At 46.2% G+C, this 16,849-nt stretch carries 17 protein-coding genes and 2 other annotated features (1 of these 19 running past the window's edge); all 17 genes read right to left on the bottom strand.

The window, feature by feature from the left end:
* Window positions 1-83: 83 nt before the first annotated feature.
* Window positions 84-3,695, bottom strand: a complete 3,612-nt coding sequence (gene rpoC / locus BLQ53_RS17415) for a DNA-directed RNA polymerase subunit beta' (RefSeq protein WP_093728585.1) — start codon at window positions 3,693-3,695, stop codon at window positions 84-86.
* Window positions 3,696-3,753: 58 nt separating this feature from the next.
* The gene (gene rpoB, locus BLQ53_RS17420; protein ID WP_093728586.1) at window positions 3,754-7,293 is read right to left on the bottom strand and encodes a DNA-directed RNA polymerase subunit beta; all 3,540 of its coding nucleotides are present in this window, start codon (window positions 7,291-7,293) and stop codon (window positions 3,754-3,756) included.
* A gap of 66 nt (window positions 7,294-7,359) precedes the next feature.
* Window positions 7,360-7,491: a hypothetical protein gene (locus tag BLQ53_RS19340; RefSeq protein ID WP_280137081.1), complete on the bottom strand. Its 132-nt coding sequence runs from the start codon at window positions 7,489-7,491 to the stop codon at window positions 7,360-7,362.
* A 432-nt stretch (window positions 7,492-7,923) separates the two neighbouring features.
* Entirely contained in the window at window positions 7,924-8,526 is a 603-nt protein-coding gene (locus BLQ53_RS17425; protein WP_093728587.1) for a class I SAM-dependent methyltransferase, read from the bottom strand.
* A 90-nt stretch (window positions 8,527-8,616) separates the two neighbouring features.
* Entirely contained in the window at window positions 8,617-8,979 is a 363-nt protein-coding gene (gene rplL / locus BLQ53_RS17430; RefSeq protein ID WP_093728588.1) for a 50S ribosomal protein L7/L12, read from the bottom strand.
* A gap of 52 nt (window positions 8,980-9,031) precedes the next feature.
* Entirely contained in the window at window positions 9,032-9,532 is a 501-nt protein-coding gene (rplJ, locus tag BLQ53_RS17435; protein WP_093728589.1) for a 50S ribosomal protein L10, read from the bottom strand.
* A gap of 39 nt (window positions 9,533-9,571) precedes the next feature.
* Window positions 9,572-9,717: a sequence feature (ribosomal protein L10 leader region), on the bottom strand.
* 49 nt (window positions 9,718-9,766) lie between these two features.
* Window positions 9,767-10,459 carry a 50S ribosomal protein L1 gene (rplA, locus tag BLQ53_RS17440; RefSeq protein ID WP_093728590.1) on the bottom strand — a complete coding sequence of 231 codons (693 nt, stop codon included), beginning with the start codon at window positions 10,457-10,459 and terminating at the stop codon, window positions 9,767-9,769.
* Window positions 10,460-10,621: 162 nt separating this feature from the next.
* A complete protein-coding gene (rplK, locus tag BLQ53_RS17445; protein WP_139180901.1) occupies window positions 10,622-11,047 on the bottom strand; it encodes a 50S ribosomal protein L11 in 426 nt (141 codons plus the stop codon).
* 167 nt (window positions 11,048-11,214) lie between these two features.
* A complete protein-coding gene (nusG, locus tag BLQ53_RS17450; protein ID WP_093728592.1) occupies window positions 11,215-11,748 on the bottom strand; it encodes a transcription termination/antitermination protein NusG in 534 nt (177 codons plus the stop codon).
* Window positions 11,749-11,898: 150 nt separating this feature from the next.
* A complete protein-coding gene (gene secE / locus BLQ53_RS17455) occupies window positions 11,899-12,075 on the bottom strand; it encodes a preprotein translocase subunit SecE (protein ID WP_038565135.1) in 177 nt (58 codons plus the stop codon).
* A gap of 38 nt (window positions 12,076-12,113) precedes the next feature.
* Window positions 12,114-12,260, bottom strand: a complete 147-nt coding sequence (gene rpmG, locus BLQ53_RS17460; protein WP_093728594.1) for a 50S ribosomal protein L33 — start codon at window positions 12,258-12,260, stop codon at window positions 12,114-12,116.
* Between the two features lie 70 nt (window positions 12,261-12,330).
* Window positions 12,331-12,981: an RNA polymerase sporulation sigma factor SigH gene (sigH, locus tag BLQ53_RS17465; protein ID WP_093728595.1), complete on the bottom strand. Its 651-nt coding sequence runs from the start codon at window positions 12,979-12,981 to the stop codon at window positions 12,331-12,333.
* Window positions 12,982-13,067: 86 nt separating this feature from the next.
* Entirely contained in the window at window positions 13,068-13,577 is a 510-nt protein-coding gene (locus BLQ53_RS17470) for an NYN domain-containing protein (protein WP_093728596.1), read from the bottom strand.
* A gap of 2 nt (window positions 13,578-13,579) precedes the next feature.
* Window positions 13,580-14,323 carry a 23S rRNA (guanosine(2251)-2'-O)-methyltransferase RlmB gene (gene rlmB, locus BLQ53_RS17475; protein WP_093728597.1) on the bottom strand — a complete coding sequence of 248 codons (744 nt, stop codon included), beginning with the start codon at window positions 14,321-14,323 and terminating at the stop codon, window positions 13,580-13,582.
* On the bottom strand, window positions 14,313-14,717 hold the full coding sequence (locus tag BLQ53_RS17480; protein WP_093728598.1) for a Mini-ribonuclease 3: 405 nt from the start codon (window positions 14,715-14,717) through the stop codon (window positions 14,313-14,315). Before BLQ53_RS17480 ends, rlmB begins: the two co-directional genes overlap by 11 nt.
* Before the next feature lie 3 nt (window positions 14,718-14,720).
* Window positions 14,721-16,121, bottom strand: a complete 1,401-nt coding sequence (cysS, locus tag BLQ53_RS17485; RefSeq protein WP_093728599.1) for a cysteine--tRNA ligase — start codon at window positions 16,119-16,121, stop codon at window positions 14,721-14,723.
* Window positions 16,102-16,794, bottom strand: coding sequence for a serine O-acetyltransferase (gene cysE, locus BLQ53_RS17490; protein WP_425288318.1), 693 nt, complete (start codon window positions 16,792-16,794; stop codon window positions 16,102-16,104). Before cysE ends, cysS begins: the two co-directional genes overlap by 20 nt.
* A gap of 31 nt (window positions 16,795-16,825) precedes the next feature.
* Window positions 16,826-16,849: a binding site (T-box leader), on the bottom strand; it runs 195 nt beyond the window's last position.

Genomic DNA, 16,849 nt, shown 5'->3' on the forward strand with positions numbered 1-16,849 from the left:
TCAAGCAAGCTGATGTCAATCACCTTTACGAGAGATTTATAGTGCTTCCGACATTTTTTTGTTTCCTTGTTTATTAGGGACCGTTACGGTGTTACAGATTCGATTTCCTGTTCCTCTGTCACTTCTTCAGGCGTTTCCAATTTCGCTTTGATCTTGCGGTACTGCGGCATACCAGTACCAGCAGGAACGAGCTTACCGATGATGACATTCTCTTTCAAGCCGAGAAGTTCATCGCGCTTACCTTTTATGGCTGCATCGGTAAGGACACGAGTTGTTTCCTGGAAGGAAGCAGCAGACAAGAAGGAATCCGTTTCAAGAGAAGCTTTTGTGATACCAAGCAATACTGGCTTACCGCTGGCTGGCTGGAAACCTTCTCGCAAGACTTCACGGTTTGCTTCTTTGAATTGGTGGATCTCAAGAAGTGATCCTGGCAATACATCTGTTTGACCAGAGTCGATGACACGTACTTTACGAAGCATTTGGCGAACCATAACTTCGACGTGTTTATCGCCGATTTCTACCCCTTGCATGCGGTATACTTTCTGCACTTCTTTCAATAGATACTGCTGAACGCCGGCTACACCACGAACGCGAAGCAATTCTTTCGGATCGACAGAACCCTCTGTAAGTTCCTGACCAGCTTCGATCGCATCTCCTTCGGCTACACGCAGACGTGCACCATATGGAGCTGTGTATGTCTTTGTTTCAACTGTACCTTGAATAACGATCTCTTGTTTTTCTTTCACTTCATTGATCTCGATGACTGTACCTTTGATCTCAGAGATGACAGCCTGACCTTTAGGGTTACGCGCCTCGAACAATTCCTGGATACGCGGCAAACCTTGTGTAATATCGTCACCGGCTACCCCACCTGTGTGGAATGTACGCATTGTAAGCTGTGTTCCTGGCTCACCGATGGATTGTGCAGCGATGATACCGACTGCTTCGCCGACTTCCACGTCGCTACCAGTTGCAAGGTTGCGGCCGTAACATTTCTTACATGCACCGTGTTTTGTGTTACATGTGAAGACTGTACGGATGGCAACTTCTTCGATACCTGCATCAACGATTTGTCTTGCTGTATCTTCATCTATCAATTCGTTCTTTTCGATGATCACATTGCCTGTTTCCGGATGTTTGACATTCTCGAACGCAGTACGGCCGACAAGGCGATCATACAATGGCTCGATCATTTCAGTTCCTTCTGTCAGTGCACGGACTCTCAAGCTGCGGTCGGTTCCGCAATCTTCTTCACGGATGATGACATCTTGCGCTACGTCAACAAGACGACGAGTCAAGTAACCGGAATCGGCAGTTTTCAGGGCTGTATCGGCAAGACCTTTACGCGCACCATGTGTAGAGATGAAGTACTCGAGTACTGTCAGACCCTCACGGAAACTGGACTTGATCGGCAACTCAATGATCCGACCAGCCGGGTTGGCCATCAAACCACGCATACCAGCAAGCTGCGTGAAGTTGGACGCGTTACCACGCGCACCGGAATCACTCATCATAAAGATTGGGTTACGGTTGCTCAAGGACTTCATCAAACGTTCCTGGATGTCATCCTTCGCTTTGGACCAAATGGAGATGACACGGTCATAACGCTCTTCTTCCGTGATCAAACCACGACGGAACTGTTTCAGCACTTTATCCACACGGGATTGTGCTTCATCAAGGATTTCCGTTTTCTCTTTCAATACGACGATATCGGAGATACCAACCGTAATACCTGCTTTAGTGGAATAACTGAATCCAAGGTCTTTCATGCGGTCAAGCATTTTAGACGTTTCACTGATCTTGAAGCGTTTGAACACTTCTGCAATGATGTCGCCTAGGAAACCTTTTTTGAACGGGGAGATAATGTCGCGTTTTGCGATCTCCTCTTTGATATTCGCACCCTTCTCAACGAAGTAGTGTACAGGTGTTTTTTCTTCCAAGTTTTCGCGAGTCGGTTCGTTCATGTAAGGGAACGAGCTCGGCAAAATCGTGTTGAAGATAAGTTTACCTACTGTTGTAAGCAGGATTTGGTTGTTTTGCTCTTCTGTGAACGTTTCATTGTTCAAAGAGCCGGCATCTACTGCTACACGTGTGTGTAGGTGCACATAACCGTTCTGATAAGCAAGCATTGCTTCATTAACATCTTTGAAGACTTTACCTTCGCCGATTGCACCTTCACGCTCAAGAGTAAGGTAGTAGTTACCTAGTACCATATCCTGAGACGGTGTTACGACTGGTTTACCGTCTTTCGGGTTCAAGATGTTCTGTGCAGCAAGCATAAGGATGCGAGCCTCTGCTTGTGCTTCTGCAGATAGAGGTACGTGAACAGCCATCTGGTCACCATCGAAGTCAGCGTTATAAGCTGTACATACAAGCGGGTGAAGACGGATCGCACGGCCTTCCACCAATGTCGGTTCGAATGCCTGGATACCTAGGCGGTGAAGCGTAGGTGCACGGTTAAGCAATACTGGATGCTCGCGGATGACTTCCTCGAGTACATCCCATACTTCCGGATGCAGGCGCTCGATTTTCCGTTTTGCGGATTTGATGTTATGCGCAAGTCCTTTTTCAACCAATTCTTTCATGATGAATGGTTTGAATAGCTCAAGCGCCATTTCTTTCGGAAGACCACACTGATACATCTTCAGATGCGGACCTACGACGATTACGGAACGTCCGGAGTAGTCTACCCGTTTACCAAGCAAGTTCTGACGGAAACGTCCTTGTTTCCCTTTCAGCATATGAGAAAGAGATTTCAATGGACGGTTACCAGGACCTGTAACAGGACGACCGCGGCGGCCGTTATCGATCAACGCATCAACAGCTTCCTGCAGCATACGTTTTTCATTTTGTACGATGATGCTAGGTGCACCAAGGTCCAATAGACGCTTCAGACGGTTGTTACGGTTGATTACCCGACGATAAAGATCATTCAAGTCGGATGTAGCAAAACGTCCACCGTCAAGCTGTACCATTGGACGAAGCTCAGGAGGGATGATTGGAAGTACATCCAACACCATCCAAGAAGGTTCGTTACCGGAATGACGGAATGCTTCCATCACTTCCAAGCGCTTGATCGCACGCGTTCTGCGTTGCCCTTGTGCTGTTTTCAATTCTTCGCGAAGTGTCTCCACTTCTTTTTCCAAGTCGATGTCTGAAAGAAGCTTGCGGATCGCTTCTGCACCCATTTGAGCTTGGAATGTGTTGCCGTATTTCTCACGATAGAGGCGGTATTCTTTCTCGGAAAGAAGCTGCTTCTTCTCAAGAGCGGTATCACCGGCGTCTGTCACGATGTACGCTGCGAAATAAATAACTTCTTCCAGTGCACGAGGAGACATATCCAGTACAAGACCCATACGGCTCGGAATACCTTTGAAGTACCAAATGTGAGACACAGGAGCTGCTAGCTCGATGTGTCCCATACGCTCACGGCGTACTTTGGCTTTGGTAACTTCCACGCCGCAGCGATCACATACGACGCCTTTATAGCGAACGCGTTTGTATTTACCGCAATGACATTCCCAGTCCTTTTGGGGACCGAAGATGCGCTCACAGAACAAACCGTCTTTTTCAGGCTTCAACGTACGGTAGTTGATCGTTTCCGGCTTTTTAACTTCTCCGTAAGACCAAGAACGAATCTTATCAGGTGAAGCCAAACCTATTTTCATAAACTCAAAATTATTAACATCTATCAAGGGGCCTACCTCCCTTTTAGTATCCCATTACTGCCCTGCAGTCGATGTTTTGGGCGCCTTAACCTTCCTGTACATCAAGATTGATGCGGTCAGGTACTTGCGTCTCGTCTTCATCTTCGAGTTCTCGCATTTCTACTTCTTCTTCATCGCCATTGAGGATCTTGACATCCATACCAAGACTTTGAAGCTCTTTAATCAATACTTTGAACGATTCTGGTACACCAGGTTCCGGTACATTATCACCTTTGACAATCGATTCATACGTCTTCACACGTCCGACTACGTCATCGGATTTGACAGTAAGAATCTCTTGAAGGGTATATGCTGCACCGTATGCTTCCAGTGCCCATACCTCCATCTCACCGAAACGCTGTCCACCGAACTGTGCTTTACCACCGAGCGGCTGCTGCGTAACTAGTGAATAAGGACCTGTGGAACGCGCATGCAGCTTGTCATCAACCATGTGGGCAAGCTTGATCATGTACGATACACCGACAGATACACGGTTATCGAACGGTTCACCAGTTCTGCCATCATAAAGGATCGTCTTCGCATCACGCGGCATGCCAGCTTCTTCGAGCGTTTCCCAAACATCTTCTTCACGCGCACCATCAAATACCGGTGTTGCAACGTGGATGCCCAGCGCACGGGCTGCCATACCCAAGTGAAGCTCAAACACCTGTCCGATGTTCATACGAGATGGTACCCCTAGTGGGTTAAGCATGATATCTACAGGTGTACCGTCCGGCATGAACGGCATATCTTCTTCAGGAAGAATTTTGGAGATAACCCCTTTGTTACCGTGACGTCCAGCCATTTTATCCCCTTCAGAAATCTTACGTTTCTGAACGATATAAACACGAACAAGCTGGTTTACACCTGGAGGAAGTTCATCGCCATCTTCACGATTGAAGATCTTGACATCCAATACAATACCGCCGGCACCATGAGGCACACGAAGGGATGTATCACGGACTTCGCGGGCTTTCTCACCGAAGATCGCATGTAATAGACGTTCTTCTGCAGATAGCTCCGTTACACCTTTAGGCGTTACTTTACCAACTAACAGATCACCATCGGAAACTTCAGCACCAACACGGATGATTCCGCGCTCATCAAGGTTCTTCAATGCGTCTTCCCCAACGTTCGGGATGTCGCGAGTGATTTCTTCTGGTCCAAGCTTCGTATCTCGTGCTTCTGATTCGTATTCCTCGATATGGATGGATGTGTATACATCATCTTTCACAAGGCGTTCGCTCATGATGATGGCATCCTCGTAGTTGTAACCTTCCCATGTCATGAAGGCAACAAGTACGTTGCGTCCAAGCGCAAGTTCACCGTCCTGCATGGAAGGTCCATCGGCAAGGATTTCACCTTTTGTCACACGGTCGCCGACGCTGACGATTGGACGTTGGTTATAACAAGTTCCTTGGTTGGAACGATTGAATTTTTGCAGACGATAGCGATCTGTATCGCCTTTGACTTCACTGCCGCCAACTTCCGTGATACGGCGAACAATGATTTCTTTTGCTTCGACGCGTTCTACGATACCTTCTGCTCTGCAGATGACCGCTGCACCGGAGTCTTTACCGGATACATATTCCATACCAGTACCTACGATTGGTGCTTCTGGCTGCATCAACGGTACTGCTTGTCGCTGCATGTTCGCACCCATCAATGCACGGTTGGAGTCATCGTTTTCCAAGAACGGGATACACGCTGTCGCGGCGGATACAACCTGTTTCGGTGATACGTCCATGTAATCGATACGCTCACGGGCAACAATTGTATTCTCTTCACGGAAACGGGCAACGACTTCTTCGTTTTCAAAGCCGCCTTCTTCTGTCAGTGGAGAGTTCGCCTGTGCGATCACGTAGTTATCCTGCTCATCGGCAGTCAGGTAATCAATTTGTTCCGTTACACGGTTCGTTTCCGGATCGACGCGGCGATAAGGTGTCTCGATAAAACCGAATTTGTTCACTTTCGCATAAGTGGAAAGAGAGTTGATCAACCCGATGTTCGGACCCTCCGGCGTTTCGATCGGACACATTCTGCCGTAGTGGGAATAGTGTACGTCACGCACTTCGAAGCCTGCACGTTCCCGAGTCAAACCACCAGGCCCCAAAGCAGAAAGACGACGTTTGTGTGTCAATTCACCTAGCGGGTTGGTCTGGTCCATGAACTGGGAAAGCTGGGAGCTTCCAAAGAATTCTTTGATGGATGCAATCACCGGACGGATATTGATCAGCTGCTGCGGCGTGATGGCGGATGTATCCTGAATGGACATGCGCTCACGTACCACACGCTCCATACGGGATAGCCCGATACGGAATTGGTTCTGAAGCAATTCACCGACAGAACGCAATCTTCTGTTACCAAGGTGATCGATGTCATCTGTGTCGCCAACTTCATAAAGTAGATTGAAGAAGTAGCTGACTGCTGCCACGATATCGGCAGGGTCAAGATTCTTCACGCTGTCGTCAACGGAAGCGTTACCGGTGACGTTCAACGTACGTTCGCCTTCCGGATCTGTTGGGTCGACGATTTTGATCGTCTGAACCATGATTTGATCTTCCACTACACCATCATGCGGCTCTAGGATGTTCTCACCGAATTTACCATTCGTACCATCAAGATGAGGAAGAATCTTATCAAGCAGACGACGGTCCAGTTTGTCGCCTTTTTGTGCAAGCACTTCGCCAGTCTCTTCATCAACGATAGGCTGAGCCAATGTCTGATTGAATAGACGGTTTTTGATATGAAGCTTTTTATTCATTTTATAACGACCTACATGCGCAAGGTCGTAACGCTTTGGATCGAAGAAACGGGAAACAAGCAAGCTCTTCGCATTCTCTACGGTAGGCGGCTCTCCCGGACGAAGACGCTCATAGATTTCAAGCAATGCTTTTTCGGTAGTTTCCGTGTTATCTTTCTCCAATGTGTTGCGAAGGTACTCATTCTCGCCTATGAGATCGATGATTTCCTGATCGCTTCCGAATCCAAGCGCACGAAGCAGGACAGTGATAGGAAGCTTACGCGTACGGTCGATGCGGACATGGACTACATCCTTTGCATCCGTCTCGAACTCAAGCCATGCACCACGGTTAGGAATGACAGTCGCTGTATGGCCGCGTTTCCCGTTTTTGTCGAATTTCTCACTGAAATAAACACTAGGGGAGCGAACAAGCTGTGATACGATTACGCGTTCAGCACCGTTGATGATGAACGTACCTGTATCTGTCATCAATGGGAAGTCGCCCATGAATACTTCCTGTTCTTTTACTTCGCCTGTCTCGTTGTTCAACAAGCGGACTTTCACACGAAGCGGAGCGTTATAGGTAACGTCTCTTTCTTTTGCTTCATCTACTGGATATTTCGGTTCGCCAAGGCTATAGTCGACAAATTCCAGCGATAAATTACCCGCGAAATCCTCGATCGGGGAAATATCCTGGAACATCTCTCGTAATCCTTCTTCTAAGAACCATTCATAAGAAGCGGTTTGAATCTCGATAAGATTCGGTAACTCTAGCACTTCACTAATACGTGCATAGCTTCTGCGCTGGCGGTGTCGTCCATACTGAACTACTTGACCTGTCAACAGCTTCACCCCTCAAATCAAACATTAGTAATGTATTCAAGCTGCAATCTTAAAGACCGCAGTAAATCAACATCCTGCAGCAAGTTTCCCTTGCTGTCTACTTCCTGTGCGACCAACCTTTTTCGGATAAAGGTCTGCCTGAATTGCCGGAATGCCGATTGACTTTCCAAGCAATAAATTATATATTGTAGCTAACATAAATGAATCGCCACAATATTTGCATTGTTCACATCTTCCGTTTACATAGAAAAGCATTCGCATAAATACGAATGTGATGTGAATGTTGTAATGAGACGGGCTTTTCCTTCCTGTTTAACAAACATCAGAAAGTGGTATAGTTCCAACAGCGAAACACTCCGACTGTCCTTCCTGCGTCGCCTACAAGCTAAAAGCGAAAAAGGTTTTTTCATAAAAACCGTTAAAAATTCAGCTTGCTAGCTCCTCCGAAATGGCGACATAACCCTGATCATACATATTTAGATAAAATCGACAAAGGCAAAAATACAATATTGATAGCAGTCTTGCCAATTGGCCGACAGTTTAAACACGACCCCCAAAGAAAATTATAATCCTCTCCGAGTATCGTTATCTATTGGCATTTTACAATACTACCACAAGCTTTTATGCGAGTCAATCTTTTTTGGCTAATAGAATGTAATAGCCTTTATCCTTCTTCACGATTTCGCATGAGCCGAACAGCTGATTCAATTTTTCCTGAGCAGATGGGGCACCTTGTTTCTTTTGAATGACAACCCAGAGCTCACCTTGAGGGAGCAATGCCTGGTAGCTCTCTTCAAATATCTGATGTACAACCTTCTTGCCTGCCCGGATTGGAGGGTTGGTAGCAATTGCCGCGAATTTCCGGTCCGAAAAAGCGGTCAAGCGATTACTCACATAAAATTGTGTATTACTCGCCTCATTCGCTTCAGCATTCTGTTTTGCAAGTGATACTGCACGTTCATTGACATCACTCATCACAATAGAACGATCTGCGAAAGCTTTTGCAAATGAAATGCCGATCGGTCCATATCCACAACCAAGGTCCAGTATATCCCCTTCTATTTCCGGCTCTCTGAAAACATCAATCAAAACCCTGGACCCGAAATCCACTTCCTTCTTGGAAAATACTCCGCTATCCGAAGTGAACACAAGTTCATTGTCTTTCAGTGTGAAGCGCCATGTAGCAGGAGCACTCTTAGATTGCGGCTGATTGGTATAATAATGATCCGACATAATTGGTCACCTTCTTTTCAGGATCCATTCACGATTGCCATGGAGAGATAGATAAAAGGAAAGCTCGCCCGAGGGCGAGCTTTCGTGTTATTACTTAACTTCTACAGAAGCTCCAGCTTCTTCAAGTTTAGCTTTAAGTTCTTCAGCTTCGTCTTTAGATACGCCTTCTTTGATGTTGCCAGGAGCGTTATCTACAAGATCTTTAGCGTCTTTAAGACCTAGGCCAGTTGCTTCGCGTACAGCTTTAACAACTTTGATTTTGGAAGCGCCAGCGCTTGTAAGAACAACGTCAAATTCAGTTTGCTCTTCAGCAGCTTCAGCAGCACCGCCACCAGCAACTGCTACAGGAGCTGCAGCAGTAACGCCGAATTCTTCTTCGATAGCTTTAACAAGATCGTTCAATTCTAGAACGGACATACCTTTAATCTCTTCAATGATTGTCTCTTTGGACATGATATTTCCTCCTTGGAAAATGTTTTATTTTGTATGGAAGCCTCAGGCAGCCTTAAGCGCCTTGCTCTTCTTTTTGTTCTGCGATTGCTTTCGCTGCATAAGCGAAGTTGCGAACCGGTGCTTGTAGCACGCTAAGCAACATAGAAAGCAAACCTTCGTAGTTCGGTAGATCCGCAAGTTCTTTAACTTGTTCTACAGAAGCTACATTACCTTGGATGACACCAGCTTTGATTTCAAGCGCTTCGTTCTTTTTAGCGAACTCGTTCAAGATCTTAGCAGGAGCAATTACGTCTTCATTACTGAAGGCGATAGCAGTTGGGCCTGTCAAGTTCTCGTCTAGTTCAGTCAAACCAGCTACTTCAGTAGCACGGCGAGTCAACGTGTTTTTGTAGACTTTGAAATCCACACCAGCTTCACGAAGCTGTTTACGAAGTTCTGTCACCTCAGAAACAGTAAGACCGCGGTAGTCTACTACGATTGTAGATTGGCTCGCTTGGAATTTCTCAGCGATTTCATTTACAACCTGTTTCTTTTGTTCGATGATCTTGGACATATGTTCCACCTCCTGTTAGCTTGTTCACCATTATACCTGGAGTTAACATGAAAAATGCCTCCATTCGACATGGAGGCATGATCATAAGGAACAGTCGGAACAGACTGCCTGTTTTATCTCACACACCTCGGCAGGAAATTAAGCCCTAGGGCACCTGCTGTCTTAGGTATAACGTTTATTAGGTTTTAACCACAGTTGATTATATAGTGTTTCCAATTAGATGTCAACAGACAATTAACGGAAAGGAGCTACGTCAACTTTGATTCCAGGACCCATAGTAGAAGCAACGGCTGCGTTCTTCATGTAAAGGCCTTTGGAAGCTTGTGGTTTCACTTTAATAAGCTGCTCGATCAATGCAACAAGGTTTTCTTCCAATTTCTCTTCAGAGAAGGAAGCTTTACCGATTGGTACATGGATGTTGGACTGTTTGTCAACGCGGTATTCTACTTTACCAGCTTTGATTTCCTGGATAGCTTTTTCCACGTCAAATGTAACAGTGCCAGTTTTCGGGTTAGGCATCAGACCTTTTGGTCCTAGCACACGGCCCAATTTACCAACTTCAGCCATCATGTCCGGAGTTGCAACGATAACGTCAAACTCGAACCAGCCGTCGTTGATTTTCGCGATTAGATCTTGTTCGCCGACGAAGTCAGCACCAGCAGCTTCCGCTTCTTTTGCTTTGTCGCCTTTAGCGAATACCAATACACGTTGTGATTTACCAGTACCATGCGGCAATACCATTGCACCGCGAATTTGCTGGTCAGCTTTCTTAGGGTCTACACCCAAACGGAAAGCAGCTTCGATAGTTTCATCGAATTTAGCAGTTGCAGTCTTTTTGACAAGGGCAACAGCCTCTTTCACTTCGTACAATTGCGTACGATCAACAAGCTTAAGTGCTTCTTGTTTCTTTTTGCTTTTTACAGCCATTTCCTTTTCCTCCTCGGATTGTGGTTTTAACGGTAGGACCTCCCACTTGTTAAAGCGGAACGGACAGAGTCCGTCATTGCCGGAAATGCCGGCTTTTAAAAAGGCTGCGAAATGGGATCCTCCATTCACGCAACCTCGTCATTTTCCTTGGTTGAAATGGAATTAGTCTTCGATGACGATTCCCATACTGCGAGCAGTACCTTCAACCATACGCATTGCTGCTTCAACACTTGCAGCATTCAAATCAGGCATTTTAGTTTCCGCAATCTCTTTAACTTTATCGCGTTTAAGTGTAGCGACTTTGTTACGGTTTGGTTCACCAGATGCTGATTCGATACCAGCTGCTTTCTTAAGCAAGACTGCAGCAGGCGGAGTTTTGGTGATGAATGTAAATGAACGGTCTTCGAATACCGTGATTTCAACTGGAATGATCAAGCCAGCTTGTTCTTGCGTGCGGGCGTTAAATTCCTTACAGAATCCCATGATGTTCACACCTGCTTGACCTAGTGCCGGTCCTACTGGTGGAGCTGGATTCGCTTTCGCTGCAGGAATCTGCAATTTTACAACTTTGATTACTTTTTTAGCCACGAGACACACCTCCTTAAGTCCGTGATGTGGTAATAGGGCTTGTCACCCTCCCACTCAACATGTCTGTATAGCTATAGATAGCATAACACTATAGTCAATAACATTAAGATTCTAGCATTTATCCATAAACAATGCAAGGGGCTTCCAAATAAATTCCGATTGCAGGATTATAATTTCTCGATTTGTGAGAAATCAAGCTCCACCGGTGTTTCGCGTCCGAACATATTGACGTGGACTTTGACCTTCTGTTTATCCATGTCGATATTTTCGATTGTTCCTGTGAAGTCTGTGAATGGTCCGTCGGTGACACGAACACTTTCCTTCTCTTCGAAATCGAACTCTGTCAATGTCTCATCCATGCCCATCCGTTTTAGGATGACTTCCACTTCCTCATCCAAAAGCGGTGTTGGCTTGGAGCCCGAACCAGTCGATCCGACGAAACCTGTAACACCTGGTGTGTTCCGTACGACATACCAGGAATCATCCGTCATGATCATTTCCGTCAATACGTAACCAGGGAAGACTTTCTTCATCGCTGTTTTACGTTTACCGTTCTTGATCTCTGTCTCTTCATCTTCAGGGACGACGACACGGAAGATCTTATCTTCCATACCCATGGAATCGAGTCTTTTCTCCAGGTTGGCTTTTACTTTGTTTTCATATCCAGAATAAGTGTGTACGACATACCATCTTTTTTCCATGTTGTCAGGACAAGCGCTTGTCCTTCCCTCCCTTTGTTTAGTTATTGCCGATACTGGGCAAAAAAGACCAATTTAAAAAACCCGTACGCAACGGGTTTTTCTCTACGAGCAATATTTAATACCATTATAGCATATATCAGTGAGTATTATTCAAAAGAATAAATTTAAAATCTCAGAGATCCCTAAATCAACCAAGCCGAAGAATATAGCAGCGAACACGACGGTTAAAACTGTCACGATCGTGTAGCGATACAGCTCTTTGCCAGTTGGCCAGCTGACCTTCTTCATCTCTTTTGATACATTTTTCAAAAACGTAACAGGATTCACGGTACTACCCCCAAACTCTCGCCGACAGGCATTGTTGTCTATTTTGTCTCCCGATGGACGGTATGCTTGTCGCATCGTTTGCAGAATTTCCTAGTCTCTAAGCGTTGTGATTGATTTCCACTTTTGGCGGTGGAATAGTTGCGGCTCAAGCATTCCGAGCACGCTAATGTAACTGTTTTACGCAAAAATCTTCACCCTCTCGGGTATTTTGACACAATTTTACTCTAGCACGCATGAAATCGCTTGTCAACGGAGCTATAATGTCACTTCGCTGATCTCAAGATAGCGTTCCAGCTTTCGTTTCACCCGCTGCAAGGCATTGTCGATCGACTTGACATGCCGCTTCAATTCCTCGGAAATCTCTTGATAAGATCTGCCATCCAAATAAAGAGCAAGCACCTGTCTTTCAAGTTCACTCAGGAGCTGGGCCATCTTCTCCTCCATATCAAGGAATCGCTCCTGATTTATCAGGACATCTTGCGGATCCCCGGCTTTGGAGCTGACGATGATATCAAGCAGCGTCCTGTCCGATTCCTCGTCATAGATCGGCTTGTCCAACGATACATAAGAGTTGAGTGGTATATGCTTCTGTCTGGTCGCCGTCTTGATTGCTGTGATGATTTGTCTCGTCACACAAAGTTCGGCGAATGCCTTGAATGAAGCAAGTTTCTCTCCATTAAAGTCACGGATGGCCTTATAAAGGCCGATCATCCCTTCCTGGACAATGTCTTCCCGGTCGGCTCCGATCAGAAAATACGTACGAGCTTTCGCTCTGACAAAATTTCGATACTTGTTAATCAGAAAATCTAGGGCATCAACATGACCTGCTTTAACTAAATCTACAAGAACACTATCTTCCATCACTGCGTAATCCTGGTCTTCTGTCCGCTGTTTGACAATTGTCACTTAAGGATTCCCCCTGACCATGTATACCGCGAATTTATACGGTCATTATACAGGCGCCCCAAATAACCGTCAATATACTACTTTGGTTATTTCTTCCTTCTGCGCCATGCTTCGAGCGTATCCCGAACTTCGGGTTTCAAGGGTATTTTTGGCTGAAATTGTCGACTATTGTATTCCCTGATTTCCTGGTTGATTTCCCGTTCGATCTGCTTGATTTCCAGATATAGTTCCCTGGAAGATTTACGAAGTGCTCCTTGCCCAAATATAGTACGCTGCTCCGCATAATCGCTTGTTGCGACATAGACTTGGGTCTTGACATTTTTCAACGTTTTAATCAATTTTTCGATACGGTCATCTGCTGTCTCTTTTTCTTTTGTATAAACAACTTCAATCTTAAAGTTTTCGTATTTTTTCTCCAAGCCTCTCACGTGATAAGCATCGAATACGACGATGACTCGATGACCTGTGTATGCCTGATACTCGGCCAGCTTCTCAATCAGCAGCTGGCGGGACTGTTCAAAATCTTTATCGCGGAGTGCATGAAGTTCTTCCCATGCCCCGATGACATTATAGCCATCGACCACCAAGATGACCATGATTATTCCCCTAGCGGATGACGCTGGCGGTTTACTTCATACATGAGAAGACTAGCCGCAACACTGGCATTGAGCGATGTGACTTTGCCTTGCATCGGTAGTGAAACTGTCCAGTCACATTTCTCCCGGACCAGCCGGCTGATACCTTTTCCTTCATTTCCAATGACAAGGGCGATTGCTCCTACTGCATCGAGACGGCGGTAATCAATCGCCCCCTCCGCTGCTGTCCCGGCAATCCATACATTCCGTTCCTTGAGCTGATCGATCGTCTTAGCCAAATTCGTTACACGCGCCACCGGAATGTATTCAATCGCACCAGCGGAAGTCTTCGCTACAGTAGCTGTCAGACTGACGGAACGACGCTTCGGAATGATGACACCGTGCGCTCCGACCGCATCCGCTGTCCTCAGGATCGAACCGAGATTATGCGGATCCTCCATTTCATCCAAGATGATGAAGAACGGCTCCTCTCCCCGTTCCTCTGCCACATGGAATAAATCATCCACTGTACTGTATTCATAGGCTGCAACCGAAGCAACAATCCCCTGATGGTTCCCCTCGATCAATTGATCCAATTTCCGTTTCGGCACTTTTTGCACAATGGTACCATGCGTTTTTGCAAGCTCCTGTATCGACTGCCATGTCTTTGGCTGCAAATGTTCCGAAACCATGATTTTGTTGATTGATCGTCCGGATCGCAACGCTTCTGTGACAGGATTCTTACCGATTATCCATTCATCTGCCATGCTTGTGACTCCTTTCTTCTACGTATGTGATAGCTGCTTGTATAAGGCTCTCGAGACGATCTGTATTTTCCAGCAGATAGTGATACCCGATAAGCGCTTCAAAGCCTGTACTATATCTATAAGTCTGTACATCCGTGTTTTTAGGCACCGTACCGGACTTGGCATTACGCCCTCTCCGAAAGACCGCCTGTTCTTCCTCCGACAGCATGTCCTGCTCGAGCCAATCCCGAATCACCTTCGCTTGCGACTTGGCGGAAACGAAGGTGACAGCCGCATGATGCAGCTGATTTGGTTTGACCTCTCCCTTTTGCAGCAGATGCCGGCGGACATAGATCTCATAAACAGCGTCCCCCATATAAGCGAGTGCCAGACTTTTCATTTGTTTGACGTTCATGCATTATCCTCTTTTCCAGCGCGTACCCTGCGATGTATCCTCCAGGATAATATTTTTCTCCTTGAGCAAATCCCGGATCCGGTCCGCTTCCTGAAAATCGCGGTTTTTGCGTGCTTTTACTCGCTGAGCCAGCAAGTCTTCGATTTCATCATCCAGCAGTTCTGTTTCAGCAGCGAAAGTGACGCCAAGAACGCCGCCAAGGTCTTCGAATGCTTTGGTGAAGGCTTCGATGACCTGTTCGGATGTTTGTTCCTGCTGCAAGTAAACATTCGCTTCTCTAGCTAGATCGAATAACACAGAAACTGCATTGGCTGTATTGAAATCGTCATCCATCTCTTCTTCGAAACGAGCGATGAGCTCTTGGATTGTCTCCATTACTTCTTTGACACTGCTATCCTGGTTCGTGCTGGCAGCTTTTCGATGCTGCAGATTATCATAGGCATTCTTGATTCGCGCCAACCCTGATTTGGCACTTTCCAATAATTCATCTGTAAAATTGATCGGGTTGCGGTAATGTACGCTCAACATGAAGAATCGCAATACTTGCGGATCATGTTTCTTGATCAAATCATGCGCCAGGATGAAGTTGCCGAGTGACTTGGACATTTTCTCGTTATCAATATTGATGTGTCCATTATGCATCCAATAATTCGCAAATGACTTCCCATTGAGTGCCTCTGATTGAGCGATCTCATTTTCATGGTGCGGGAAAGTGAGATCCGTTCCGCCTGCATGGATATCGATGGTGTCACCAAGATGCTTTTTCACCATCGCCGAGCATTCGATATGCCAGCCCGGACGTCCTTTGCCCCATGGTGTATCCCAGGAAATCTCGCCCGGCTTTGCATTTTTCCATAGTGCGAAATCAAGAGGATCATCCTTCTGTTCCCCGACACGGATGCGGGCACCTGAACGTAATTCATCAATGGACTGATGAGATAACTTTCCATACCCATCAAAAGAACGGGTGCGGAAATAAACATCACCTTCGGATACATAGGCATAGCCTTTATCGATCAAGCCTTGGACGAAATCGATGATCTCTTCCATGCTCTCCGTCACACGCGGGTGAAGTGCTCCTTCCTTCACTCCTAGTGCAGATGTATCTTCCTTATACGCTTGGATGAATTTCTCTGCTACTGCGTAGACATCTTCCCCCATTTCTTTCGCTGCGTTTATGATTTTGTCATCGACATCCGTGAAGTTCATGACGTACTTAACATCATATCCGCGATACTCCAAATAACGGCGGACTGTATCGAATACGATCGGCGGTCTTGCATTACCGATATGAATGTAATTGTAAACAGTCGGTCCGCAGACGTACATGCTTACTTTCCCTTCTTCAATCGGAACGAATGGCTCCTTTTTCCGGCTCAATGTATTATAAATTTTTACCGACATGCTGTTTCTCTCCTTTTGCTGCGGCTAACTCCCGCTGCAGTTCTTTGATTTCCAGATCCATTTTCCTTAGCTTCTCCGCAACTGGGTCCGGCAAATCCTGATGATTCAAATCTCTCCTGATACGTTCACCATCTTTTATGACGACGCGCCCCGGGATGCCGACGACCGTCGAACAGTCCGGAACATCCTGCAAAACAACAGAGCCTGCTCCTATCTTGGAATTGGCACCAATCGTGATCGAACCTAATACCTTGGCTCCTGACGCGATAAGCGCATTATCCTTGACAGTCGGATGCCGCTTGCCTTTTTCCTTCCCAGTACCCCCAAGCGTCACCCCTTGGAAGATTGTCACATTATTACCGATTTCACATGTCTCCCCGATGACGACACCCATGCCGTGATCAATAAAGAAACGTCGGCCGATCGTAGCTCCAGGATGTATTTCAATGCCAGTGAAGAAACGGCTCACTTGTGAAACAACACGGGCAAGGAAATAGAATTTATACTTATACAATTGGTGTGCAATCCGATGTGCCCAGATGGCATGTAAGCCCGAATACGTAAGGATAACTTCCAGATAGGAGCGAGCAGCTGGATCTTGGTCGAAGACGACCATAACATCCTCTTTAAGCATCTTAAAAAATCCCATTTTGCCCTTCCTTTCCGCATGTATTGTTTCACGAAAAAAAGCGTCCCTGTACAACGACAGAGACGCTTTTTGCGCGGTT

Source organism: Terribacillus halophilus (assembly GCF_900101385.1).
In the GTDB taxonomy this organism is placed as follows: domain Bacteria; phylum Bacillota; class Bacilli; order Bacillales; family Amphibacillaceae; genus Terribacillus; species Terribacillus halophilus.

Bases quoted from the DNA above. Each gene is read 5' to 3' on its own strand.
- BLQ53_RS19340 (WP_280137081.1), bottom strand. From the start codon at position 7,491: ATGTTAGCTACAATATATAATTTATTGCTTGGAAAGTCAATCGGCATT.
- nusG (WP_093728592.1), bottom strand. From the start codon at position 11,748: ATGGAAAAAAGATGGTATGTCGTACACACTTATTCTGGATATGAAAAC.
- rlmB (WP_093728597.1), bottom strand. From the start codon at position 14,323: ATGGCAGATGAATGGATAATCGGTAAGAATCCTGTCACAGAAGCGTTG.
- rplL (WP_093728588.1), bottom strand. From the start codon at position 8,979: ATGTCCAAAGAGACAATCATTGAAGAGATTAAAGGTATGTCCGTTCTA.
- BLQ53_RS17425 (WP_093728587.1), bottom strand. From the start codon at position 8,526: ATGTCGGATCATTATTATACCAATCAGCCGCAATCTAAGAGTGCTCCT.
- BLQ53_RS17470 (WP_093728596.1), bottom strand. From the start codon at position 13,577: ATGGTCATCTTGGTGGTCGATGGCTATAATGTCATCGGGGCATGGGAA.
- cysS (WP_093728599.1), bottom strand. From the start codon at position 16,121: ATGTCGGTAAAAATTTATAATACATTGAGCCGGAAAAAGGAGCCATTC.
- rplJ (WP_093728589.1), bottom strand. From the start codon at position 9,532: ATGTCCAAGATCATCGAACAAAAGAAACAGGTTGTAAATGAAATCGCT.
- rplA (WP_093728590.1), bottom strand. From the start codon at position 10,459: ATGGCTGTAAAAAGCAAAAAGAAACAAGAAGCACTTAAGCTTGTTGAT.
- BLQ53_RS17480 (WP_093728598.1), bottom strand. From the start codon at position 14,717: ATGAACGTCAAACAAATGAAAAGTCTGGCACTCGCTTATATGGGGGAC.